Source organism: Lysinibacillus sp. F12, from assembly GCF_057773605.1.
Window position 1 is genome coordinate 886,158 of sequence record NZ_JBYMLP010000001.1, and the last position, 25,953, is coordinate 912,110.

Annotated in this window: 24 protein-coding genes; all 24 read right to left on the reverse strand. The window is 37.7% G+C overall.

Translation table 11 applies throughout. The features are described from left to right. Window positions 1-15: 15 nt before the first annotated feature. Window positions 16-2,586, reverse strand: a complete 2,571-nt coding sequence (mutS, locus tag AC3CH7_RS04575; RefSeq protein WP_031419054.1) for a DNA mismatch repair protein MutS — start codon at window positions 2,584-2,586, stop codon at window positions 16-18. A gap of 127 nt (window positions 2,587-2,713) precedes the next feature. Continuing rightward, complete coding sequence (gene cotE, locus AC3CH7_RS04580) at window positions 2,714-3,370, reverse strand: outer spore coat protein CotE (RefSeq protein ID WP_012293355.1); 657 nt, start codon at window positions 3,368-3,370, stop codon at window positions 2,714-2,716. A 131-nt stretch (window positions 3,371-3,501) separates the two neighbouring features. Beyond that, window positions 3,502-3,939: a YlbF/YmcA family competence regulator gene (locus AC3CH7_RS04585; RefSeq protein WP_012293354.1), complete on the reverse strand. Its 438-nt coding sequence runs from the start codon at window positions 3,937-3,939 to the stop codon at window positions 3,502-3,504. After that, complete coding sequence (gene miaB, locus AC3CH7_RS04590; protein ID WP_012293353.1) at window positions 3,940-5,484, reverse strand: tRNA (N6-isopentenyl adenosine(37)-C2)-methylthiotransferase MiaB; 1,545 nt, start codon at window positions 5,482-5,484, stop codon at window positions 3,940-3,942. 178 nt (window positions 5,485-5,662) lie between these two features. Then, window positions 5,663-6,967 carry a carboxylate--amine ligase gene (locus AC3CH7_RS04595; RefSeq protein ID WP_051891095.1) on the reverse strand — a complete coding sequence of 435 codons (1,305 nt, stop codon included), beginning with the start codon at window positions 6,965-6,967 and terminating at the stop codon, window positions 5,663-5,665. 77 nt (window positions 6,968-7,044) lie between these two features. After that, the gene (locus AC3CH7_RS04600) at window positions 7,045-8,055 is read right to left on the reverse strand and encodes a histidinol phosphate phosphatase domain-containing protein (protein WP_036215005.1); all 1,011 of its coding nucleotides are present in this window, start codon (window positions 8,053-8,055) and stop codon (window positions 7,045-7,047) included. After that, the gene (locus AC3CH7_RS04605) at window positions 8,055-8,837 is read right to left on the reverse strand and encodes a DeoR/GlpR family DNA-binding transcription regulator (protein ID WP_012293350.1); all 783 of its coding nucleotides are present in this window, start codon (window positions 8,835-8,837) and stop codon (window positions 8,055-8,057) included. Before AC3CH7_RS04605 ends, AC3CH7_RS04600 begins: the two co-directional genes overlap by 1 nt. Further along, window positions 8,834-9,835, reverse strand: coding sequence for an ABC transporter ATP-binding protein (locus tag AC3CH7_RS04610; protein ID WP_036167487.1), 1,002 nt, complete (start codon window positions 9,833-9,835; stop codon window positions 8,834-8,836). The genes AC3CH7_RS04605 and AC3CH7_RS04610 overlap by 4 nt, the downstream gene beginning before the upstream one ends. Further along, window positions 9,832-10,617: an ABC transporter permease gene (locus tag AC3CH7_RS04615; RefSeq protein WP_012293348.1), complete on the reverse strand. Its 786-nt coding sequence runs from the start codon at window positions 10,615-10,617 to the stop codon at window positions 9,832-9,834. Before AC3CH7_RS04615 ends, AC3CH7_RS04610 begins: the two co-directional genes overlap by 4 nt. Then, window positions 10,614-11,459 carry an ABC transporter permease gene (locus AC3CH7_RS04620; protein ID WP_012293347.1) on the reverse strand — a complete coding sequence of 282 codons (846 nt, stop codon included), beginning with the start codon at window positions 11,457-11,459 and terminating at the stop codon, window positions 10,614-10,616. Before AC3CH7_RS04620 ends, AC3CH7_RS04615 begins: the two co-directional genes overlap by 4 nt. A 70-nt stretch (window positions 11,460-11,529) precedes the next feature. Then, a complete protein-coding gene (locus AC3CH7_RS04625; RefSeq protein WP_099805063.1) occupies window positions 11,530-12,366 on the reverse strand; it encodes an alkaline phosphatase family protein in 837 nt (278 codons plus the stop codon). After that, on the reverse strand, window positions 12,356-13,444 hold the full coding sequence (locus AC3CH7_RS04630; protein ID WP_012293345.1) for an ABC transporter substrate-binding protein: 1,089 nt from the start codon (window positions 13,442-13,444) through the stop codon (window positions 12,356-12,358). The genes AC3CH7_RS04625 and AC3CH7_RS04630 overlap by 11 nt, the downstream gene beginning before the upstream one ends. Window positions 13,445-13,683: 239 nt before the next feature. Then, window positions 13,684-14,061, reverse strand: a complete 378-nt coding sequence (locus tag AC3CH7_RS04635; RefSeq protein WP_206700921.1) for a 2-oxoglutarate ferredoxin oxidoreductase subunit beta — start codon at window positions 14,059-14,061, stop codon at window positions 13,684-13,686. A gap of 208 nt (window positions 14,062-14,269) precedes the next feature. After that, complete coding sequence (locus AC3CH7_RS04640; protein WP_012293343.1) at window positions 14,270-15,136, reverse strand: 2-oxoacid:ferredoxin oxidoreductase subunit beta; 867 nt, start codon at window positions 15,134-15,136, stop codon at window positions 14,270-14,272. Further along, on the reverse strand, window positions 15,136-16,875 hold the full coding sequence (locus AC3CH7_RS04645; protein ID WP_031419036.1) for a 2-oxoacid:acceptor oxidoreductase subunit alpha: 1,740 nt from the start codon (window positions 16,873-16,875) through the stop codon (window positions 15,136-15,138). Before AC3CH7_RS04645 ends, AC3CH7_RS04640 begins: the two co-directional genes overlap by 1 nt. Window positions 16,876-17,133: 258 nt before the next feature. Next, window positions 17,134-17,400: a stage V sporulation protein S gene (locus tag AC3CH7_RS04650; protein ID WP_004224903.1), complete on the reverse strand. Its 267-nt coding sequence runs from the start codon at window positions 17,398-17,400 to the stop codon at window positions 17,134-17,136. Window positions 17,401-17,578: 178 nt separating this feature from the next. After that, window positions 17,579-18,376: a TIGR00282 family metallophosphoesterase gene (locus AC3CH7_RS04655; protein WP_488381597.1), complete on the reverse strand. Its 798-nt coding sequence runs from the start codon at window positions 18,374-18,376 to the stop codon at window positions 17,579-17,581. A 130-nt stretch (window positions 18,377-18,506) separates the two neighbouring features. Continuing rightward, window positions 18,507-19,493: a glycosyltransferase family 2 protein gene (locus AC3CH7_RS04660; protein ID WP_036167629.1), complete on the reverse strand. Its 987-nt coding sequence runs from the start codon at window positions 19,491-19,493 to the stop codon at window positions 18,507-18,509. Continuing rightward, window positions 19,493-21,013 carry an oligosaccharide flippase family protein gene (locus tag AC3CH7_RS04665; protein ID WP_488381598.1) on the reverse strand — a complete coding sequence of 507 codons (1,521 nt, stop codon included), beginning with the start codon at window positions 21,011-21,013 and terminating at the stop codon, window positions 19,493-19,495. Before AC3CH7_RS04665 ends, AC3CH7_RS04660 begins: the two co-directional genes overlap by 1 nt. Window positions 21,014-21,045: 32 nt before the next feature. After that, entirely contained in the window at window positions 21,046-22,173 is a 1,128-nt protein-coding gene (locus AC3CH7_RS04670) for a glycosyltransferase (RefSeq protein ID WP_332873419.1), read from the reverse strand. Window positions 22,174-22,201: 28 nt separating this feature from the next. Next, window positions 22,202-23,287, reverse strand: a complete 1,086-nt coding sequence (locus tag AC3CH7_RS04675) for a glycosyltransferase (protein ID WP_036167475.1) — start codon at window positions 23,285-23,287, stop codon at window positions 22,202-22,204. Window positions 23,288-23,297: 10 nt separating this feature from the next. After that, on the reverse strand, window positions 23,298-23,996 hold the full coding sequence (locus tag AC3CH7_RS04680; protein WP_012293336.1) for a CpsD/CapB family tyrosine-protein kinase: 699 nt from the start codon (window positions 23,994-23,996) through the stop codon (window positions 23,298-23,300). Next, on the reverse strand, window positions 23,996-24,712 hold the full coding sequence (locus tag AC3CH7_RS04685) for a YveK family protein (protein ID WP_012293335.1): 717 nt from the start codon (window positions 24,710-24,712) through the stop codon (window positions 23,996-23,998). Before AC3CH7_RS04685 ends, AC3CH7_RS04680 begins: the two co-directional genes overlap by 1 nt. Window positions 24,713-24,781: 69 nt before the next feature. Further along, window positions 24,782-25,717, reverse strand: a complete 936-nt coding sequence (locus AC3CH7_RS04690) for an O-antigen ligase family protein (protein ID WP_227256913.1) — start codon at window positions 25,715-25,717, stop codon at window positions 24,782-24,784. Between the last annotated feature and the right edge of the window lie 236 nt (window positions 25,718-25,953).

Sequence of the window (25,953 nt, forward strand, 5' to 3'; positions counted from 1 at the left end):
TAACGTATCACTCCTTTATTTTTTCATGTTTAATAACTCTTGCTGTAACTCATATAAAATATTCATCGCCTGCATCGGTGAAGTTCCTAAAATATTAACTTTCTCTAATTTTTTTAGTACCTCTGCCTCAGCTGGTGCCATTGGCTCTTCTTCAGTAAATAAAGACATTTGCAGTGGCGGTTCTGCTATTTTCTGTGCTTCAGCCACTACTTCGTTCCCAGCCTCAAAGTTTTCCAATAGCACACGAGCTCTTGCCAAAATTTCTTCTGGTAGCTGCGCCAATTGTGCCACATGAATACCGTATGATTTATCAGCAGCGCCTTTTTTCACCTTATGCAGGAAGACAACCATGCCATTTTTTTCGGTAGCTGCCACATGGACATTTTGTAAGCGTGGCAAATCCTTTTCAAGAGCTGTTAATTCATGATAATGCGTAGAAAACAACGTATTGGCACCGATTTTGTCATGAATATACTCCATCATGGATTGAGCTAAACTCATCCCATCATAAGTAGAGGTTCCTCGCCCAATTTCATCAAATAACATTAAACTGTTTTTTGTGGCATGCATAATGGCGTGTTGAGACTCAAGCATTTCCACCATAAATGTTGATTGCCCAGCTGCTAAATCATCAGCTGCTCCGATGCGAGTGAAAATTTGGTCAGTGATAGGTAGCTTAGCCTTTTCAGCAGGTACATAGCAGCCCATTTGTGCCATGACGACAATTAATGCTACCTGACGCATGTAGGTACTTTTACCAGACATATTTGGTCCCGTAATAAGCATCATGTTGTTCTGCTCCTCTAGCACACAATCGTTTGGTACATACATTTGCTTGTTTAACATTTTTTCCACAACAGGATGGCGACCCTCAATGATTTCGAGCGCTCGTCCATTATGGAATTGTGGTTTTGTAAAACGATATTTTTCTGAGATGCTAGCAAAGCTTAGCAAAACATCTAACTCACTTATGCTCGCTGCCAGTGCCTGTACACGTGGAATAAATTCCTTTAATGCATCTCGAATTTCTACAAATAAGTGATACTCTAGTGCTAGGCTTTCTTCCTCAGCATTTAAAATCAATGCTTCTTTTTCTTTTAGTTCCTGTGTAATATAGCGCTCCGCATTAGCAAGCGTTTGTTTACGTTCATAACGAGTTAAATCCGCTAAATGAATATTAGATTTAGTAATTTCAATATAATAACCAAAGATGCGATTATAGCCTATTTTTAAGTTTTTAATGCCTGTTTTTAGTCGCTCCTCTTGCTCCAACTGAGCGATCCAATCCTTACCATTACGGGCGGCATATCGAAGCTCGTCTAATCGTCCATGATAGCCGTCTCGAATCACATCACCTTCTTTAATGGTAATAGGTGGATTGTCCGTTATGGCTTTTGCTAAAAGTTCCTCAACATCTGTACATGTATCGAGTGCTACCCCTATTTGTTGGAGGGTCTCCTTACCTGCACCCATTAGCTGCTGCTGAATAGCTGGCACTTGGCGCAACGAATCTCGTAATTGTGCTAAATCACGGCCACCTACATTGCCAAAAGCAACTCGACCAGCTAGACGCTCTAAATCATATACCTGTTTTAAGGCAGTTTGTAACTCTGTTCTAACAAAATATTCTTCCAATAAATCAGTCACAATCGCTAGTCTAGACTCAATAGCTGAGCGTGTGGCAAGCGGCTGATGTAGCCATTGTTTTAATTTACGGCCACCCATTGCTGTGACGGTATCATCGAGTAACCATAACAGTGTCCCTTTTTGATCTCCACCGCGAATGGATTGAATGAGCTCTAAATTCCGCTTTGAGCTAGAATCAATGCGTAAATAATGCTTCATTTCATTAAACGTAAATGCTTGAATATGTGATAACGAACGCATTTGTGTTTTATCTATATAGGCCAATAATCGAAGGCATGAAATTTGTAAGGCTGGCGGAACAGCTTCTACATAGCTAGCTGCTTTATCCATCGTCATTTCATCGGCTTCCACTGACAGTACAATGGCAGCATTTGCAGCATGTTCTGCTAACAATAGCTGTAAACTATCCGTTACAATAAGTTCACGAATACCATAGGCCTGCATTTGCATTAATAATGCTTTGCCATCGCCTTCAATGGAAGAAGCCACGGCTTCACCTGTTGATAAATCTAGATATGCATAGCCAAATGTTGTGTCATCCAGTTGTTCGGCTGCTCCAATAAAATGATTGGATTTCCCTTCAAGTGTCTTACCTTCCATAATTGTACCTGGTGTGATGAGTTGAACCACTTCACGTTTGACCACGCCTTTTGCTTGCTTTGGATCTTCCGTTTGTTCACAAATGGCCACTTTATAGCCTTTTTGCACAAGTGTTTCAATATAATTTTTAGCTGAATGATGCGGCACACCACACATGGGAATTCGCTCTTTTGCCCCTGCATCTCGGCTCGTTAATGTAATTTCTAAAATTTGTGAGGCATTGATGGCATCCTCAAAAAACATTTCATAAAAGTCACCTAATCTAAAAAATAAAAAGGCATCCTTGTAATCTTCCTTAACCTGCAGATACTGTTGCATCATTGGTGTATATGTTGTCATATAAATATTTACCTCGCTCTTACCTATAGATACTTTTATTATAACAAAAGATACATGCGAAACGCTTCATTCACCTTTTTTAAGATGCTAGCGTTTCGCATGTATCGAAAAATGATGGTTTCTAAAATTATCTTGGTCGTTCATCAGGAAACGATGATGACTCTAATACATACCTACCTTCTCCATCAGAGCTTGAAGATGAGCTTGAGCTCGAGCTAGATGAGGATGAGGATGATGAACTCTCATCATTAAAGCTCCAGTCTTCTTCATAATCTAGCGGATGTACACTAATACAAATTGTTGTTTCACCCATTACTTCCACAACCACTTCACGTTCCACTACAATTTCAAATTTCGTACCACATGAAGAAATAACTGCTTCAATACAATTTGGTTCTTGTATTACCCGTACACGAACATCATCACCAACACTAATTTCCCCTTCTCGATAGTGAAGCTTCACTTTGTCTTTATAGTGAATTGTTTCCGAAAACACAGCTGTCTTCGAATGATTACTGTAGGCATACCATACATTGACATCAAATTTCCCTGTTACTTCTACAAATTTCCCGACTCTTTTAGCAGAGCAAGTATGGTTAATTACCCAGCATCCTAAAATACTTGTCGGTTTATTTGTTGGTGATAATGTTACACGCTCTTCCGTTCTCTTCTTCCCTTTGGCAACTACTGCTTTCGTCACGATTTGTCGTAAACGTTTCAGCGCAATTCCTCCTTCGACTCTTTTCACTCCATCATATGCAGGTTGCGCCCATTGGGTGAACATATATTTTAGAGAATTAAATGATTCCTCTAGAACTCTTTCAGAAAGAGACTGCTATAGCATGAGCATTCCTCCATAGAAATGAACATAAAAAAGCTCGAATGCTGTCATTCGAGCTTTACTTCTATAATCTGTTAAGAACAGCTACCTGGTTGAGAATTATCTACATATGAACCCGTTTCACCACGTAGCACATCGCCGCCTGTTGAGCGGATAATCTCATTTGTTACATTATTAGCGATTGTATTCGATACTAATTGCAATAAATCATTAACATCGCCTTGTGATTCTTTAAATTGTTGAACAACTGGGATATCATTAATTTCTTCTTCGATTTTTGCAATTTTATCTTCAATCATTTTAAGCGCTTTTTCTTTCCCTAAGTGTTGGAAATTAACAGCCTGTTTTTGTAAACTTTTTAGACTAGCAATTCGTTCACGTACTTGTTGATTTTCATTGATTTGAGCTTCTGCTTTTTTGAAAAATTCAACCTCTGGTGTATTTGCAATCATATGTGCAATTTCATGTGATTTTTTAATTAAATCTTCTTTTGTGTATAAGATTTGTGTCATTTACGCTTCCACCTTTTCATTTTTTACGACTTCCAAAAACTCACCAGTAAGTGAATAAGATGTAGTCTCGATAATTTTAACCTTTACTAATTGACCAATTACTTCTGCTGGTCCTTTAAAATTGACCAAACGATTTTTACGTGTATAGCCTGCAAGCACATCATCTCGTCGTTTACTTGTTCCTTCAACTAACACTTCGACAACCTCACCATTTAAACGCTCTAAGGCTTTACGAGAATACTCACCCACAACTTCATTTAAACGTTGAAGTCGTTCCTTTTTCACCTCTTCAGGTACATTATCGACCATTTTTGCAGCCGGTGTCCCTTCACGAGGAGAATATATATACGTAAATGCTGCCTCAAAGCCAACTTCACGGTATAAGGAAAGCGTTTCCTCGAATTGTTCCTCTGTTTCATTTGGGTAGCCAACAATAATATCTGTCGTTAATGTTACTTCAGGAATGGCAGCCTTAATTTTTTCTACTAATGTCAGGAAATGCTCACGTGTATATTTACGAGCCATAATTTTTAAAATGTCATTAGAGCCAGATTGTACTGGTAAATGAATATGCTCTACTAAATTACCACGTTTTGCAAGTACTTCGATTAAATGATCATCAAAATCTCGAGGGTGACTCGTTGTAAAACGAATTCTTGGAATATCAATTTTTCTTAAAGCATCCATTAAATCACCAAGACGATATTCGATATCCTCAAAGTCTTTCCCGTAAGCGTTGACATTTTGACCAAGCAACATGATCTCTTGATAGCCCGCTGCCGCTAGCTCTCGAACCTCAGCAATGATCTCCTCTGGACGACGACTCCGCTCTTTTCCACGTGTATACGGTACGATACAATACGTACAGAATTTATCGCAACCATACATAATATTAACCCATGCTTTAATGGAACCAAGGCGTTTTTTCGGCAGATTTTCAATCACATCGCCTTCTTTTGACCAAACTTCTACGACCATCTCTTTCGACATGTAAGCTTCCTTAAGAATGTTTGGTAGGCGGTGAATATTGTGCGTTCCAAAAACCATATCGACATGTGGATAGCTTCTTAAAATTTTATTAACAACAGATTCCTCTTGCGACATACAGCCACAAACCCCGATTAGCATCTCTGGGTTTTTTCGTTTATATTTCAACAGGAAACCAAGTTCTCCAAATACTTTGTTTTCAGCATTTTCTCGAATGGCACATGTATTCAGCAAGACCACGTCAGCCTCTTCAATTATTTCAGTTGGTGTGTAACCCAGCTGCATAAAAATACCAGCCATTACTTCTGTGTCATGCTCATTCATTTGGCAGCCATAAGTACGAATGTAAAAAGTACGATCTTTACCCATTCCTGCAAATTGTTCGTCAATGCTAAAATCCTTATGGTATTTCACATCTTCTTTGCCACGTTTTTTAGCATCTTTTAAGGAAGGTGCCGTAAAGACCTTCTCAAAATATTTACTGTAATCCTTTTCAGGCTTGTCTTCTTTTTTTGGTTGATTGACCTGTTGATTAGCTAAGCGTTGTTCCTCATTCATCGCAATCAGGTAACTCCTTTCAAACGAAATCCATGCACTTGAATTTCCATCTTACTATTATACTGAATAGTTGATACTTCCTACAAGGCTTGCGCTTCAAATGTCGTGGTTTCGACTTAATTACAAGTAGCTGAAAGGATTGATTCGTCCATTTTCAAGTTCTATTATCTATTAGGCGCTAAACGTCCCGATTAATAAAATACTTCCTATGCTTGATATATAAGTATCCATCGTATAATTTCAGCTTAATCCAACGCTTCATACTCATATCCTCTTTATAAAATAAAGCATTTGTATATTGACCTTGTTTCACTAAACGTTTTGCTTCCATTTTTAATTTTTCATTCCCCATACATTTATATAAGGTTCTGGGAGGCAGTAGTGACCACAAATGCTTAGTTTGGACATATGTTCGTTCAAGCGGGATGTGGAATAGATAATCATCCACTACATATTGCATGTAGTTATGGCCGCTCGCTGTCACATAATAGCTGGAAGAACCGGCTCGTAAATTCAGCTCAAATAACTTGTACTCCCCATCTCGCGGATCATATTTCATATCAAAATTGGCAAAGCCCGTATAACCAATGTCCTCCAACAGATGCCGTATTGTATCCATCAATTGTTCATCATAATCGGTCATGACAGCTAAAGAGATGCCCTTGTTTTGCGGAGAGGGGTCCTCAAATAGCTTATTGCTTAAACACATCAATTTCACTGTTTTATCCCTCCCTACATAAACATCTAACACACGAATGAACGAATCATCACCGGGGATAAACTCTTGTAAAATTAAGGAATCTTGATAGCTTGAGCGATAAATACAGTGAACAATCTTTTGCACCTCACTGTCATTATGGGCAAGATAAATTTTTTTCTTCTCAGGAAAGGAGCAGCTAGAGTACGCCACAGAATTAGAAGGTTTAATAATGATTGGGTAGTGGAATGGTATAACGCAGTTTGTCTGTTGTTCCTTTGTTACAGTCACTGTTTGGGGGTATTTTAACTTATATAAGTCACAAAGTTGATAAAATTTTTCCTTCGTTTGAACCTTCTTTAGCAAAGCTTGGTCGATATAGGGTAAAATAAAATATTTTTCTAGCTCCTCTTTATTTTGAATGATTAGCTCTGCGTAAAAGCAGTCACACACTAATAAAATCAATCGTTGATGCTGAAACTGCTTCGCCAGCATCTGCAGCGCTTGCACAAAATAGTGAGGGTCATCTAAATGCTCTACATATTGAAATTCGAGGATACCACTATTTTGAGTGGCGATGCCCTGTGCACCACCGGAGAAAAGTGATCGGAAATTCCCTCGCTCTCTAGCTGGCTCAATAACAAGGCTCTTAATATGATAAGCTTCATAAAAAGAACGGGCTACCCCGTAGGCATGCTGTCCTGACTGTATAACAATAGGCAAAAAAGGTTGTTCCTGTAGGTATGACAATTCGATCGCCTCTCTAGTAAAAATGAATTTATTCATTTGTATGCGCACTAGATTGTACATATGTAGCACCCATAAAAGACACTAATATAAAACTTTAGTGCCTTCTCCAGTATCTATATTTCTATAAATTTTTTAATGCGTTGTTCAAAAGAGACAAGAGATTGAACCCCATGACTCTTGAGCAAGTCCGTATTGGCAAATGTATATTTTCCTAAATCATCAGGGAAATGGGCATCTGAGGATACAGTAAAAATAACCCCATAATCAAGTAAGGTTTGTAAAAAACGAGGGCCAGGGCACATTTCTTTTACAGGATAACGATAATACAAGCCGGCATTGATCTCAGTGGCAGTTTGGGTTGACGTTAAAGCTTGTGCGATACGCTCATACCAAACTTTCAGAAAAGCCTGATCCTCTACCTGATAATTAAATACTTTAAAGTTGTCAAGATGGGCAACAAAATCAAATAGTTTGGACTGAATCATGTTTTCAACAGTCATAAAGAATCGTTCATAATTTTCTTGTAATGCTTGCGGATTCATTTGTTCAAATAGATGTTCTGTTTGGGGATTATCAAAGCCCCATCCATCCACAAAATGGACTGAACCGATGACATAATCCCATGGGTGGTCTGCTAATAAGGAAGTTAGTTCCATCTCCCCACCTATAAAATAATCTGCCTCTATACCTAGCTTTAAGGCAATTCCTTCTTGGTGCCATTTTTCCTTCGCCTGCTGAATGGTAGAGACAAAAGAATCGATATTTTCTGTCATGACACGATCCAGCCAATATTGCTGTAATTGACCAATCTCACTATCGTCCAACTTCATAAAGCGCTCGAAATAAGCACGCGTCTCCTTAAAACGATATAAGTGATCAACAATGCCTACCTCACGTAATCCAAGCCGCTTTGCTTGCTGAAGATATAAATCTAACCATTCCTCACTATAACAGCCATTTTGAACCCTCTTTGTTAACCTCTGAAGTTGATAGGTCATTTGCTCCTTTGAACCTTGTGCAGATGCATCCACACATTCAAAGAACTCAAGCGCCTGTGATGTACGCTCTAGCCAGCGCGATGAATAAGGACCCTCTTCTAAATGTACATGATAATCAATAGTCATCAACTTTTCCCTCCATTACATACCGTCCATTTTTCTTCATAAGCCTGCCATTCTAATGGACAAGTACTTTCACAAAAAATTTCCGTACATTCTTCAAGATGACAGATTTGGAAAAATGATTTTCCATTAATCTTTGATGCATCCGCTAATAAATAATTAACCTTACTATGCTTTTGCATTTTTTTTGAAATAAGAGATTCATCTAAATCATAATCATACACGACACCCTCACTAATGCCGCCACAGGAGATAAATGCTTTGTCAAAATTCATATTATCTAACATTTCCAAAGTCATAGCGCCTGCGACAGAGGATTGTCGAGGATTCGCAGTACCTCCTAGTAAAATAACCTTCCCCGTCATGCGCCTTTCTTCTATTGCTAAATTGAACTGGACAGCTGCTGCAATCGAGTTCGTAACAACTGTTATATCGTCAACAGCCAGTAGAAAATCTGCAATATGGACCGTTGTCGTCCCCGTATCAATGGCTATCGTATCTCCATCACCAATACGTTTTGCGGCCATGCGAGCAATTTGACGCTTAGCCTCTTTTTGCATTTGAAGCTTACGCAAAAAGGCAGGCTCATTCCGCACGTTCGTATATTTAATAGCTCCTCCATGCACTCTTGTTAATAATCGCTGTTGCTCTAATTCATCAAAGTCTCTGCGTATTGTTTCAGGGGCTACTTGAAGCGCATCAGCAATATTCGCAACAATAATTTTCCCTTCCCGCTCTAATTGTTTTAAGATAAATTCAAATCTTTCTAGTTTTGCGTAAGTCATGATAATGCAATCACATCTTCTTTTGCGACATAACACTTATAGGTTGTTCCCATTTCAATTGAATCACCCTGTTGATGCAGTTGCTCCATTGTAAATATGGTTTCTCCCTCAAATGTTGTTCGAATGATATTGCCACTCATTAATGATTGTCTCGCTGTTCCTGTTATAGACAGATCACCGTTTCTTTTATCGAAATGCAGAGCTTCTGGACGAATCGCAAATTTACGGTAGGTTTCTGGTAAAGATTCTCCGAGCATTCGCTCTAATACCTGTCGGGAAAAAACATTATAATGCCCGATAAAATTAGCAATAAATTCATTATCAGGTTTTGTATAAATCTCAGTTGGTGTCCCACTTTGCGCAATACTGCCATTATTCATTACAAATATTCTGTCTGAAACAGCCATGGCCTCTTCCTGATCATGCGTTACTAAAATCATCGTCATATTGAGCTTCCGTTGAATGGCTCGTAAATCTGTTTGAAGCTTCTTTCGTATTTGAGCATCTAGCGCACTCAGTGGCTCGTCTAATAACAACACTTTAGGTCGAACAATTAAGGCTCGTGCTAGTGCAACACGTTGTTGTTGACCTCCCGATAGTTCTTTCGGATATGCGTGGGCTTTTTCACTTAAATGAACAAGCTCCAGCATGTCTTGAACGCGTTTTTCTAAATCAACTGAATTCTCCTTTTGCATACGTAAGCCAAAGGCGACATTTTCTTGCACGGTCATATTCGGAAAAAGTGCATAGGATTGAAAAACCATCCCTACTTGGCGATCCTTAGGTTGTACACCATTCATATCTTTGTCTTCAATGGAAATAAGCCCTGCCGATGCATCTGTCAAGCCTGCGACAATGCGAAGAATCGTACTCTTTCCACAGCCACTTGGCCCTAATAAAGTAATAAATTCACCTTTGTCAATTTTCATATTAATATTCGATAAAACAGTTGATGACCCATAGTTTTTATGAAGCCCTTCAATAACAAGATAACTCATAGATTTGTAGCACCTTTCGATCGTTTCGTTACTAAAGCAATGACAAATGTTAATAAACCCATCAGCACGATATAAATGAAAACTACTGCACTAGCGATATGTCCACTAGTACTAAGTTTTTTCATTAAATAAATTTGAACTGTTTCAAAGCGAGAGCCAACAACAAGATTAATTAAGACAAATTCACCAAATAAAACAGAGAAAGATAACAGCGCACCTGCAAATAAGCCTGGATAAACAGTAGGCAGTAAAATTTTTGTGAACGCTTGCCTTTTAGATGCCCCAAGTAATTGAGCTGCATCAAGAAGCTGCCTTGCATCTATATTTCGCAAACTATTTCGTGTGCCCTGATAGATATAAGGTAGAATTCCAACAACATAGGCCCCTAGAACAACGAAAATCATCGGTATCCCTATTTGACTATAAACACGGATAAGCCCAACCGCTAAAATGATTCCTGGGAAAGAATAGACCATGACAACGGCCATCTGTATCCATTTTTCATACGTTGGAAAGTACAAGACAATAACGAAGATGGCTGGCACAATAACGAGGAGTGCGATACTAACAGCACCACCTGCTAGCAATACTGAACGTCCAAATGCCTGAATAAATTCACTATCCTGAAACAATGTGGAAAACCATTTTAATGTAAATCCTTCTGGTAATATAGTTGAATTCCATTTTGATGCGAAAGCGTAGAGCATCGTTGCTAGAACGGGCAATATAAGATACCCCATTAACAGGAGGAAAAATAAATCAGCCAAGCCTCGCTTTTTCATTTAAGCTTCCTCCTTGTGTTTGAGATGCTCCACTCACTAATTAACATCGCCGTTACCATCGATACGGCTAAAATGACCGCAATTGCACTTGCTAGCTCTGGTTGGGCAAAGATATCACCTTTAATTAATGAGCCAATACGAATCGCCACTAAATTGTAATTACTGCTAGTCAATGCATAGGCTGAGGCATACGCACCCATAGCATTAGCAAATAATACACTAAAAGTTCCGACAATCCCTGGAAGCATCACGGGTAGACCAATTTTCCTCCAAAACTGCCAACTGGATGCCCCTAAAAGTGCAGCTGCCTCCTTCCACTGCTGCTGGATTCCATCATAAATCGGATATAACAGCATAAGCGATAGTGGAAGCTGAAAGTAAATATAAATTAATAAAAGGCCACCCCAACTATAAAGTGAAAATGATGACAATGCATCGATATCCCATTTTTCAAATAACAGTGTAAATAAACCACTGTTGCCAAGTAACACGATAAAGGCAAAAGCTAACGGAATACCCGAAAAATTAGATGTTAAATTTGTTAGTATTAAAATTTTCTCTCTCACTGGCTCAGAAAACTTCATCATCGCATAGACCGCGAACAATGTAACCATTAACGCGATAATAGCTGAAATGATGGATAAGGTAATACTATTTTTAAAACCTTGTAAAATATAGCCGTTCGTAAAGACAGCCTTGTATTGCGTTAGCGTGAAGCCATCACTATTTTGAAAGCTAGTTATGAGCATATACAATAAAGGGACAAGGAAAAATAATAATAGTAATACTAGAAAAGGAGAAAGCCAGGCAATGGATTGCCGCTTCGATATCAACACAATCACTTCTTTCTATAATTACTGCTGCCCAAGGGGATAATAGTCGCTCTAGCCTAACAGGAGCGACTATTATGATTTAAACCTCTTTTGCTGTATATACACCTTCAAGTAAAAGTGGCACCATTTCATCAGTAGGCTCCATATTCAATAAATGACAGCATAGTGGTGCAATTTGTAATTGGGAAACAACACCCTCATTTATCCCTGCCTTGACAGAATCGGCGATTACAAACAGTGGAACATAACGATCCTCATCCGTTGTTCCCCCATGATTGCCATCACTCGTCATGCCATGATCAGCTGTAACAATGACCTCATACCCTTGCGCCATACATTTTGGAATGAATAATGATAATATGGCATCCATCGCTAAAACACGATTGCGATATTGTGCGGAATCCGCAGTAAATTTATGACCATCATCATCAACATTCATCGGATGAATATAAAGGAAATCAGGCTGCTTTTCATCCATTAACCAGGCTGCATCTGCAAATACATGACTATCCGGATAATGATCCTCAAAATAGAACAATCCATTGTCAATTGGTAAGGATGTATCCAGTTGAATTCTGTCAGCCATATGGTTAAATGGCGCTCTGTTATAAAGTTCACTTACCCAATAATAGGCTGAGGCTGCTGTAGACAATCCGTGTTCCTTTGCAACGTGAAAGACACTTTTTTGAGTCGATAAACGGACGGTCATATTACTTGTGACACCATGAACAATTGGGGGTGTCCCTGTTAAAATGGTTTCATATAATGGTCTAGATAACGCAGGAACCTCCGAACAAATTTTATAGCGGGCTGCTACCTTTCGCTCTACTAAATGGTGTAAAAATCCCATATGGGTACAAGCAGTATCAAAGCGTAGTGCATCAACGACAATTAAAACTACTTTCTTATTTTGCATGGATTAACACCTGCTCCTGATATAATTGTGGAATTTGCTTTGTTGTATCTTCCCATTTCTTTTGATCGTTTACTGGTTGAGCATTGTTATACATATCAGCTGGTAACAATAAATCTTTTACATCCTGTGGTAGGTCCACCTTGTCTCGAATTGGCCTTGCATAGCCTTTTGCTAAATTTTCTTGACCTGCATCAGATAAAATATATTCACGTGCTAGCATGGCTGCATGTGGGTTTTTAGCATACTTATTAATGATCGTTGCATAGCCCGAAGTAACAGAACCCTCTTTCGGTATCACTACATCAAAACGTTCCTCATCAATTTGGTGACGATAGCCTAATGCATTAAAATCCCATAAGATAGCGACATCAATTTCTCCCTTTTCTAAATTTGCGACAGATGGGTCACCCTGTAATCTACCTTGCTTCGCTAACTCTGCAAAAAAATCAATCCCGGGTTGAATATTGGACTCATCTCCACCAAAAGCCATGGCAGCAGCTAAAATGGCAAACTGTGCTTGGTTAGCTGTTAATGCATCTCCAATACTGACTGTATAATTGCCATTTTTTAAATCCTCCCACGATTTCGGAGCATCTTTTACATTATTTTTATCTGTTAAAAATGAAATAGTTCCTGTATAGCCTACAATCCAATGGCCTTCATTGTCTTTTGCCCAATCAGGTATCTCTTCCCAATAAGAAGTTTTGTATGGTAATGTGAGGCCCTTGTCCTTAGCAATCGGACCAAAAGCAATCCCTACATCACCAATATCTGCTGTAGCATCATCTTTCTCTGCTTCAAACTTTGCTAATTCTTCAGCACTCGACATATCTGTATCTTTGTGTTTAATGCTATATTCAGTTCCTAGCTCCTCCCAAGTCTCCACCCAGTTCGCCCATGTATCAGGCATACCAACAGAATTGACAGCCCCCTCTTCCTTTGCTTTTGTCGTAATTTCTTCAAGCGTTACATCTTCCTTTACCTCATTTGTACCTGATGAACTGTCTGAACAAGCTGCCAACATGGAAATGGCTAATGCACCAATTAAGCCTTTTTTCCACAACTTTTGAATTGCCATGTGTTGGACCCTCCATTTGTTTTGGTTTATTTTTATTTGCTTACATCCGTAATGGTATAAAACAAACATTAAGCAAGTATGGAGGTCATTAAAATATTTAGTAAAAATTATTGAGAAATTATAAAATCTATGAATGTAAATAATAATTGAAGGAGAATTGTAAAATGGAAGGAAGGAGATAAGGAGAAATCTAGTTCTGTATGTGCACGTTTGTTTGAAGAGACGTACACATACCTAGATTATTTGGAGAGACCTAAAAAATTTGCATATGTATGCGGCTCATTTTCCTTTAAAATTGTTAAAAATGTAAACGCTAGTTGAACAACAGACCACCATCTCATATTATAAGACATTTCAAAACGAGCGGGTTCTAACGTAAAGACATCCTGAAAAATAGTCATGGGTTCTATTTGCTCATCCTTTAAAATAGACAGAAAGCCCAAAAATAACGAATGATCTTTGACCTCTATCAGTTTGCCCTCTACTAGCGCGTCAATATTTTCAGGTTGTTGAAAATTACAGTGTGTTGCCACATACCGCTCTAAATTCTGAGCACGCTGCCTTTCTTCACGTTCCCTTTTCTTTGCAATAAAATCAATGACGTTATTCACGTGCATCGCCTCTTTTTTTTCTTTTATTGTAGCATTTTCGGGGAGATTTTTACCTCTACCAGCCCCTTCTATTTGTTTTAGATTCACAACTTGAATATGATTTCACATATTTTTTGTATCTTTACTGCTGTTTTCTAACTCTACAAGCAATACATTCATACAACCAAAAAAGCATTTGGACTATTACCAGTCCAAATGCTTTGATTCTAGCATCTTACATAAATTCTTTTACTAATTCATTGAACTCATTTTCGCTCATTTTGATATCAATATCTGTTAATGGTAACTCGGAGTAACCAGGTACTTTTTCTTGATAGGACGTTGTTTCTGTATCATGATAAATAACGCCTGTTACTAAGCCCTCGTTCTCCATCACTGTACGCATTGCCATACCGCGATCAGTGTGGTCATAGCCTTCAACATCCGCTAGCTTTGTTAAGTTCTCTTTAAACCAATCGTATGTGTTCACTTTGTTATATGTGACACAAGGTGAAAAGACATTGATGAATGAGAAGCCTTTATGATTGATACCCGCTTCGATTAAAGCTGTTAACTCTTTAATATCAGTCGAGAAGCCTTGTGCCACAAATGTAGCACCACTTGTTAACGCAACTTCTAAAGGTTTTAACGATGGCTCAATTGCTCCACCTGGTGTGGATTTAGTAATAAATCCAGCAGCAGAGCGAGGCGATGTTTGACCTTTTGTTAAACCATAAATTTGGTTATCCATGACAATATACGTAATATCGATGTTACGGCGAATTGCATGAATGGTGTGCCCCATACCAATCGCAAATCCATCACCATCACCACCAGAAGCGATGACATGTAAATCACGATTAGCCATTTTTAACCCTTGTGCAATCGGAAGTGCACGACCATGAATACCATGAAATCCATAAGAATTAATATATCCTGAAATACGACCCGAACAACCAATCCCAGAAATTACTGCAAGTTCATTTGGTTCAATTCCCACATTCGCAGCAGCACGTTGAATAGCCGCTTGTACAGAGAAGTCTCCACAGCCTGGGCACCAGTTTGGCTTTACTGCATTACGAAAATCCTTAAATGTTGCCATTAGCGAGTCAACTCCTTCACACGATTTTCTAATTCACCTGGCAAGAATGGTGTACCATTATATTTAGTGATTGTCGCGATTTTATCGTGACCACCTATGTTCATCTTCATAATGTTTGCCAATTGACCCGTATAGTTATTTTCCACAACGATTACTTTTTTCGCTTTCGCTACAAGTGGTGCCATTTCCGCAGATGGGAATGGATGAATTAAGCGAACATGTGCATGATTAACTTTCATTCCTTGCGCATTGAGTCGTTCTTGTACTTCTTCAATAGCGCCCCTTGTTGAGTTAAAGCCTACTAATAAAATATCCGCCTCTTCATGTGGAGCATTCACAAACACTGGATTATCAAATTTCAAATTCTCTAACTTACGGAAGCGTTTATCCATTTGAGTTTGACGATTACCCGTTGCTTCAGATGGCTTCCCTGTTTCATCATGTTCCACGCCTGTAACGTGGTGAATACCATGTAATGTACCAGGTAATACCCGAGGTGAAACCCCATCTTCAGTATCTTCATAGCGTTTGAAATAGGCTTTATCAGCGGCTTCTTCAAGATCATCAATCACAATTTTACCACGACGAATTTCAATCTTACTGTAATCAAATGGTTCTACAGATTGTTTCCCTAACGATAATTGTAAATCAGTCATTAATATAACTGGTAATTGCAATTCCTCCGCAATATTAAATGCTTGAATTGTGTCAAAGAATGCTTCCTCCATTGTAGAAGGTGCAATAACTACTTTAGGAATTTCGCCATGTGTTCCGTATAGCATTGCCATTAAGTCTGATTGTTCTTGCTTTGTTGGTAGCCCAGTTGAAGGACCTCCGCGTTGTGTATCCACGACCACTAATGGCTGCTCCGTCATACCTGAAAGACCAATTGCTTCCATCATCAGTGAAAGACCAGGTCCAGCCGATGCTGTAAAGGAGCGAACACCACCAAAGTTAGCGCCAATCGCCATTGTTGCTGCGGCAATCTCATCTTCTGTTTGGATGACTGTGCCGCCGAATTTTGGTAGTTTCTTAATTAGATACTCCATAATTTCAGAAGCTGGTGTAATTGGGTAGGCTGCCATAAAGCGTGTCCCAGCTGCTAATGCACCAAGTGCTACTGCATCATTACCAATCATAAACATCCGACGTTTTCCATCTGCTGGAGAAAGCTCCCATGCACCTACGCGATCACCTAACAGCTCATTCATGATTTGACGACCACGAGTAATGGCCTCCATGTTTTTTTGAACGACCTCTTCGCCCTTTTTCCCAAAAATATCATCGACAACATTTTGGAACACTGCGTCCTCTAGGTTTAGCAATGATGCGGTTGCACCGATGGCTACCATGTTTTTCATCAATGAAGTGCCAAGCTCTGCTGCTATTTCTGTAAACGGTACAACAAATAATGGAGCCTTTGAATCTTCTGGTTTAACAGGATCAAATTTGGCATCCGCTAAAATAACACCATTTTCTGTAAGCTCTTTATAATTGACATCGATTGTTTCCTGATCGAACGCCACTAAAATATCTAAATCATCCGCAATTGCACGTACTTCTGTTGGACGAACTGTAATTTTATTATTCGTATGGCCACCTTTAATTCGAGAAGAGAAGTGACGATAACCGTATAGGAAATAGCCTAGACGATTCATTGCCATTGAGAAAATCTCACCTGTACTCTCAATCCCTTCACCCTGTTGCCCACCGACTTTCCATGAAAGCTGATGTAACATGTCAACAACTCCTTAAATCCAATGTGTACTATTATTTTTCCTTCATAAGTTTAACACGAAGAAACCTTCTGCACTATTGTTTCTCAACGATTTAGGCGAAAATCAGACCTTTGACTGAAAATCCTGTTCATAAAGTTGTAATTTTCAAATCTAAGCAAAATAACGAACCTATTTCAAGTGACATCTATCATATGTAAACAGGAAAACGAAAAAATGCCCGTCACTTATTATGTGACAAGGCATTTTACTTATTACTTTTTATCGAATACGTTTTTCCACTAGCAGCTTCAAGGCTGTACGTTCTTCACCAGCAATTAAAATATCGGCAAACGCCGGCGCGCAAATTAAATCTGTGCCACTTGGCGCTACAAATCCGCGTGCGATGGCCACTGCTTTCACGGCTTGGTTAAGTGCACCTGCCCCAACTGCTTGCATTTCTGCTTGCCCTTTTTCTCTGATTACCGCGACTAATGCACCTGCAACTGAATTTGGATTAGAGCGTGATGATACTTTTAATGAATCCACAATTATTCCTCCCCGTTTCGCGAATAGTGTTTACGCTCAACAACTCATGTCCCCCTTTTTGGACCTCAAGTTATTGTCCGTAGCACATTTTATGCGCCGCAAGACGGAAATAGACTAGTTTCACAAAGAATCCTGTTTCCTCGGAAAAAGTGCTGTAAATCAACATTCTTCGACTTATTTATCCTTGAAATGGATAATCTTCATTTATATAAATGCGTTCACAGGATTTAGACTTCCCTGTTTGATTATCAATCTCTACAAAGAAACCACTTAATACCTCACGCCCTTTTTTCGGTACTTCAAAACGAGAAGGCATATTTGTTTGGAATTTATAAATGACACTTTCCTTCGTCATCCCTAAAATCTCATCATACGGACCTGTCATACCTACATCCGTAATGTAAGCTGTACCATTAGGATAGATACGTGCATCTGCTGTTTGAACATGTGTATGTGTCCCAACAACGGCAGAAGCCTTCCCATCTAAGTGCCAGCCAAGTGCAATCTTTTCACTAGTTGCCTCCGCATGGAAATCTACAAATACAAGCGGTGACGTTTGACGAGCTTCTTCAATCAATTTTTCTGCCATTGCAAATGGATCCTCATGTGGTGGTAAAAATACACGACCATGTAAATTAATGACAGATATTGTCACACCATTTTTAGAAATTTGCACCATACCTTTACCTGGCGCTTCTTCAGAAAAATTGGCTGGACGTATTAAATAATCAGCATCATCAATAAAATCAAATATATCTTTATTATCCCATGTATGATTACCCATTGTAATAACGTCTACACCCATTTGTAACAGGTCATTATAAATATTACGTGTAATTCCTCGACCTGCCGCAGCATTTTCACCATTGGCAATGACAACATCGACATTATATTTCTTTTTTAAACGAGGTAAATATTTCTCTACCGCATCTCGACCAATTGAACCAACAATATCGCCAATAAATAAAACTTTCATTTTTTCAACCACTCTTTCTTTCCATTACGTCTCTAAAAATTTGCCTTTAGAGACTTTACGTACCTTGAATAACATCATTAATTGTAACGCTAGGTGGAGGATTAAGCAAAATAAAATAAAAATCTGGCCATTATATCACTTTGGCTCTTTTCACCTTTATGTAGATGAGTGTAGAGGATAATGTAAGCCAATTCATTTTTATGAGCTTTAAAAAGATAATCTGTTTTAGATTACGGTTGATAAGCTTCACCTTCAAAACAGCTGGGTATGCTAGTAAAAAGGATTGAATGGCACTTTTAATGGCCTGCGGATTAGTTGGACATTGATGGAGAATAACAAGGAGCCCTTCAAATTGGTAATTTAAAAAGCTATTTTTTACTTCCTCATAAACTTCTCCATTTTGTAATTCCTCAAAAAGCTTTTTATACAACAAATCATAATTGTTTCTTATATTGCTCATAGCCCTGCTTGTAAGTGAATTTTGATTGTCAACATTATAGTAATAAAGCTGTCTTGGGACGTAGCAGATGGATTGATTTTTTATTACTGCTCTCGATAGAAACAACGTGTCTTCTGCAAAATTCATCGCTTCATCAAATCTTAGCCTATGCAAATCTATAAAGGATTTTTTATATAGTTTACAGCTGGCAAAACCAAAGTGCTTTTCACCTATTTCTGTAAATAATTTATTTAAACAAACAGTTGCACTATAAGTATAGTATGTCTTTGAAGGATAATATAGCTGCCTACTTCCCACTTCCTCCTGCCAAAATAAATCGCATTTAGCAATATTGCTACCTGTCAGCCTACAGGCGTGATACAGTTCTTCCAGCATAGTTAGCTCTAGCCAGTCATCCGCATCAACAAAAGTAATATATTGTCCATTAGCTTGTTCTATGCCTAAATTTCTTGCCTTACTAACACCACCATTGTCAATATCTAAAACAGTTATACGAGTGTCCTTCTGTGCAAAATTTTTTAAAACCGACAATGATTGATCATCGCTACCATCATTAATCGTAATAATTTCTATGTCCTTTAAACTTTGATGACAAATACTCGTAAGGCATTTGTTCAAATAGTTCTCGGCATTATAGACAGGGACAATCACACTCACTAAGACCAAAATTTTGCCCCTCCTTTACGTAATGACTCTATCCACCTTCTTCTCTGCTCTTTTGTCATGCCAATAGAGAAAAGGCTCCCGCCTATCAAAACTGTATAATAAAAAATATAAAGGATGATAGAGCTCCAAATGGTGGGAGGTTTCGTTAAATCCCATAGAAGCTGACTACAGCAAATAGCCAAAATAAATGCTAGAACTAGCCTGCTAATGGTCCGCCAAAAACCCAAAATATCCAAACCAATTTTTTTATAGTAATAAATATTCATAATAACTACATTTCCTATAAATAAAGAACATGCCGTAATAATTGCTGTGCCAATTTTCCCATAAAAAAAGATAACTGGTATGGATACAATCATATTGACCAGCGCCACAATCATTAATAAAATCGTTCTAAATTTAAAAAGATTTTTCGCTTTCAACACATTAATACCTAAATTTTGTATGAGATCAATACTGAATGGCACCATAATAATAAGAACAATCGCATAGATGGCCAAAAAATCTTTGCCTAACCATAGTAATAAAAATTCTTTTCCAAAAAGAAAGAATCCACCGAGCATATATCCCACTACTAAAAACTGAATAGCGCCCACTTTAATGAATAATTGGTTAATTTCTAATAACCCTTCTTCTTTTGTGACAAGCATAGAAATACGAGGTAGAAATAATCCACTTATGGCTAAAGCTAGTGACATAAATATTAATACTATTTGCATAGCCACTGCATAAATTGCAACATCCTCAGTTCCTTTTAATATGCCTAATAACACTTGATCCGTTTGCCAATAGATTTTATCAACGATGACTGTAATGAAAATAAAAAATGAATAGATAAAAATTTCTTTTATCAGCTTTTTGTTTTTCAAAGTAAAAGTAAATCGAATGGATAAGACCTTCATACAATAAATGGCATCCATTACTAAAAAGAGAATATTATAAACAGCGATAATATAGATTAACGTCACCGCATCGGTTCCCTGTAACAGAAAAAACAACATTGTCAAAGGCTGTACAATCACCTGTAGTAATGTTGTAAATTTAATAAAAATAAATTTTTCATATGCTTGTAAGATGGAAGTAAAAACACCTAGTGGGAATTGCACCGCTACACTAATGGTCATTATATAGCCCATTACTTTGGCTTTGGCTAATTGATCTCCTGATAAGCTTTGTCCAAAAATCATCTCTACCTGTGAAAATAGGAAAAAGCCTATCAATAATGTAAGACAGCCAATACTAATAAATAACTTCAAAAAAAATCCATTTAATGATGCCTCTAATGCCTTATCCGCAATTGCTCTATTTCTAGCAATATAGCGTACAATCGCATTGCCCAGCCCTAAATCTAAAATAGAAAGATAGCCAACAAGCACAATCATTAAAGAATATAATCCAAATTCTTTCTGACCAAGAAGCGAAATCATCAAGGGTGTAAAAAGAAGGGAAGAAATCATAGTGCAGCCGATTGTAAGATACGAAAGAATGGCTCCAATCTTAATTTCTTTCATGTGCACGCCTTTCTGTTAGTGAGGATTGGCTTTCATTCTTTTCTTTGAATAATAGCGGGATATAGAGATTGATATTGCTCTGCCACATGCTTAATTTCAAAGTTTGCTAAAACATGTGCACGACCAAGATTAGCTTTTTGTTCATATGTCTTTGAATCGTAATTTAATGCCCTATTGATGGCTTTCGATAAAGCGACCGCATCCTTAGATGGTACAACCTCTCCATAATTCCCTACTAAAAATTCACAATCCCCAACATTTGTAGTCACACAGCAAGTGCCACTGGCAAGTGCCTCTACCAACACATTCGGTAGCCCCTCTCCAGAAGATGATAAAATGAATAGATCAGCTGCAGCCATTAATTGTGGAATATCGTCTCTACTACCTAATAGGAATGTAAACTGCTCTAACTGCGCGTTTTCAATCATTTGCCGCAATACCTCATTAGAGCTTTCTATCTCATAGCCAACTAAAAACATATAAAAATCTTGTCGTTTTTGCTTTAACTGCTTTAAACTTGCCAGCAAATTTTCATAATCCTTTAAAGGGTCCCATCTACCTACATGCAATAAAATAGGTTGGTTCACTATGTTGAATCGCTCCAAATAATATTGACGCTTCTTACTAGGCTTATAAAAATCTGTATTTACACCATTTACAATAATTCGGTGCTGCTTATTCTTGTACCCAATAGCTTCATGGATTTCTTTCACCTTTGGACCACAAGAAATAATAGCGTCCACATGTTTAGATAATTTTGCACAAAGCTTCGCAATAAAAATTGTCCTTCGTTTATTGTCATCTTTATTTAAATTACTATGGTGAATACCCCAAATTAATTTCTTTTTGAGTAATTTTGAAAGAATGTATCCAAGAAGATTAGCATGATACATCCAAGTTTGAATAATATCACTCTCTCGACATCGTTGATAACAACGAACAAAGGCAATTCCCATACTGCGTCGCATATCACATATTGTTACTTTGATGTTTAATTGTTGTTCAATATACTTACCATAAGTTCCTATCTCTGTTAGACAAATAACCTCTATCTCATACATGTCCCTATCCACGTTTTGTAAAAGACGGTAAAGCATTGCTTCTGCTCCGCCAAGACCTGTGGTAGTGATGATATGAGTAATTTTAATTTTTTTTTGGATAGTCTCATCCTTTGAATTAGTTTACTAGCTATGTGTAAAGCGCACATAATCTAATTGCTATTTCTTCTGCATCAAGACCTTTATTTTTAAGACTCTTCCTAATAATTTGCGGATTTGGTTTTACATTCATTTTTATAATAGCTTGCAGCCAACTATTAATATCTCCCTGTAGCTCTAAATACTGTAGTAATCCCACATTAAGATCTACCTCTTTTGGCAGTGTGGAAGAAACGATGGCTGGTGTACCACAAATTTGAGCTTCTAATAATACAATGCCAAAGCCCTCGAAATAAGACGGTAAAATAAACTTATCCATGAGTTGAAGGAGCTTAATACTATCTGCCCGTGGTCCCAAAAATTGAACATAATCCTCTACTTTTTGTTCCTTGACGAGAAGGCGAATTTCCTGCTCTAAGGGGCCATCTCCTATCAAAAGCAATTTAAATGGAATGTTTTGTTGCTTTAATTTAACAGCAAGCTCAATTAAAAAGGAATGATTTTTCACAGGTACAAAGCGACCAATATGCCCAATTACTAAATCCCCATCTTGAATCCCTAAATCTTCTGCTAAACTCTTTTTCTCTTCTGGCGATAAACGCTTTATCTTCTGCATATCAATTGGATTGGCAATAACCTCGTAGGGTCTTTTATGAAAGCAAAATTCACCCGCTTTTTGACTACACGCTACCAATTTCGTGGCATTTCCAACGCTTAGCCTTTTCAACAATGCTAACAGAGCTTTATTGTTCCATTCTTCAGCAACATTCGTATGGCTATGTAATACACGACATGATACACCTGCTAAACGAGCTGCTAGCATGGTAAAAACTGCTCGGTAGCCTGTATGATCATGAACGGCATCATATTGATATTGTTTTATAATCCTATAAATATTCCGCATATAAGAAAGTGGACCTTGCTCGGTAATATACGTTTCGTAAAATATTTTCGAACCTTGCTGTAAGAGAATTTCATGATAAGTCCCCTTATTAAATGACACAAAATCAAAATGGTATGAAAATTTATTAACATTCATCCAAGTATCTACAATCATGGTCGTTATACCGCCATAATCAGTAGTGGGGATAATATGCAAAACCCTTTTCAATGTCATTCTCCACCTTTTATTCTTTTCCATAATATTGCTCGTACGTGCTGCCCTTCATTTTATAATTATTCAAGATGACACCTAATATATTGGCTTTAGCAATCGTTAAGATGGATTTTGATTTTACAACAGCTGCTTTTCCTACTGTGCCCGTATTAACAACTAAAAGAGTACCATCACATTTATTAGATAAAATTTGTGCATCCGATAAAAAAAGTAATGGTGGTGCATCAATCATCACAATATCGTAGCGTTCTTTCACTTCGTGCAACAATAAAGTCATAGTTTCAGAGGCTAATAATTCTGTTGGATTAGGGGGGATAGCGCCACTCGAAATGATTTCCACACCATCTACAAAGGTTGCTTGAATCACCTCTTGTAAGGTCGCTTGACGTGATAATACAGATGATAAGCCAAAAACATTATCAAGATAAAATGTATGATGGAGCGTGGGCTTACGCATATCAGCATCAATAATGAGGACACGTTTTCCCTCCTGTGAAAACACAACACCGATATTAGCCGCATTGGTCGATTTTCCTTCACCTGCGATAGAGGAGGTGACTAGAATAGTTTTAACATCTTGATTGGGTTGCGAAAATTTAATATTCGCCCGAATGGTGCGATATTGCTCAGAAGGAATTGACATCATATCGGAAACTGTTACCAGCTTGCGAGCCATTGGGATTTTTTTTGTTTTTCTTTTGAACAGCATTAGGAGGACCCCCCGGCTCTTGATTTTTTACTATTGAGTAATTCAATATTACTGACAACTCCAATCACAGGTAATGATAATATTTCCTCGATATCCTGCTCTGTTTTAATCGTCCTATCAAGCGTTTCTAAAAAATAAGCGAGCACGAGTGCCAAGCTGAAACCACCAATAGTCGCTATTAGGAGGTTCAGCAATTTATTGGGTTTCACCGGTACTGGATGTTCACTGGATTGGGCAACAAAGAGAATATTAATATTGTCCACATGCATTAAAATAGGAATTTCCTCTTTAAAAATCTCAGCTATCGTATTGGCAATCTTCACAGCCCTTGCTTCATCTTCATCCTGTACACGAATATTAACCACTTGTGAATTATTGGCGCTTGAAACCTCTATTTGCTTCATTAATGTTTCGGGAGATGTTTCTAGTGCTAGGACATCAATTACCTTTGTTAAAATAACAGGACTTTTGATAATAACATTGTACGTATTAATTAAACGAAGGTCCGTATCAACATTCTGCGCTCCTATTAGTTGCTGATTCTCATAGCTTTTTTGATTGACCAATAATTGAGTTTCCGCTTCATAAATAGGTGTTTGAAGAAAATAATTAATGAAAACAGCAATGCCAATGGACAGTATCATCAGTATTAGGATGAAGAACCAGCGTTTTTGCCATACTTTTACTAGACTTTGAATTGTCATTTCTTCATTCACAAAATGGATCCCTCCTAATGTAGGCAGATAGCTGCAATGCTAATAAAGTATATTAAACAAGCCTATCGCTTATTCGGTCAATGTCGTCTTTTTGTCCGTATCTCTCAAGCTACCACTTACAACAAACACAAGAATATGGAGCACGTTAAAATAAAGAATTTCAAATGTAGAAACCCCTAACATTGCAACTATAATTAACGTCATCAAAACGGTAAGCTGGGCATTCATTCGGCGATAGCCTTTAGCAATGGCTAGCAAAAAACAGCAATAGCTAATCAATGCCAGTAGACCCGCTTCCTGTAAAATATTCATAAATGTATTGTGAGCATGAGATACACCTATAGTCCATAATGATTCCACACCATGCCCCCAAAATTGAACATGCTCAAAAACATATTGCCAAATTTCAAGGCGGCCATCTGTCATATTCGTAGACTTTTTTTCCATTTTTAATAAAATACTTTGTACAGCATCTTGCATCCTATTCATTTTCAAGAAAGCTATTAATACAACTAGAACAGTACCTGCAAAAAGAGCACTAAACTTTAGGAATGGCAGGAAGGCTTTATTCAAGCTTTTGATACTAGAAACAATTACTACAATCGTCACTAGTGCAGCCGTGAACAATGAAGTACGTGCATTCGAAAGCAGTATGATATACATACAAATTAAATATATCGTCGTATAAAAAACAAATAATAAAATTAATTTCGGCTGTTGTCGTTCATGTAATATTTTCACGGCTAGCTGATAGAGTCTTATAAGTACAACAACCACTAACCCCATCATAGAAAACCCCATGGTATTGGGATTCTCAAATACACCTGCAAACCCTCCAAACATATAGCGCGCTTGTTGGAAACATACAAATATAAATGGGACATAGGCTATTAAAACACTATTCACAACAATATCCATGACATGCTCTTTCACAAGGTCATTAAAGAAAATAGAAACTGCTAAAAACATGCAATATAATTGAAGACTATTTTTCAATAAATTCATATCTTGGTTTACCCCTGCTGCAATGATACAAAAGAACGTATACATACTAAAAAAAATACTAGCTTGTACATTTTGAATAATAATTTTTTTATGACAAAGTATAGAGATACTAATTATAAAAAGGCTGAGAACTAAAGATAATTTATGGTAAATGCCATCGACGGGCTGCATAAGGCTCATTAAAATAAGAGCGCTAAACATTAATGTGATGAATAGTTTCATATTATTCTCACACT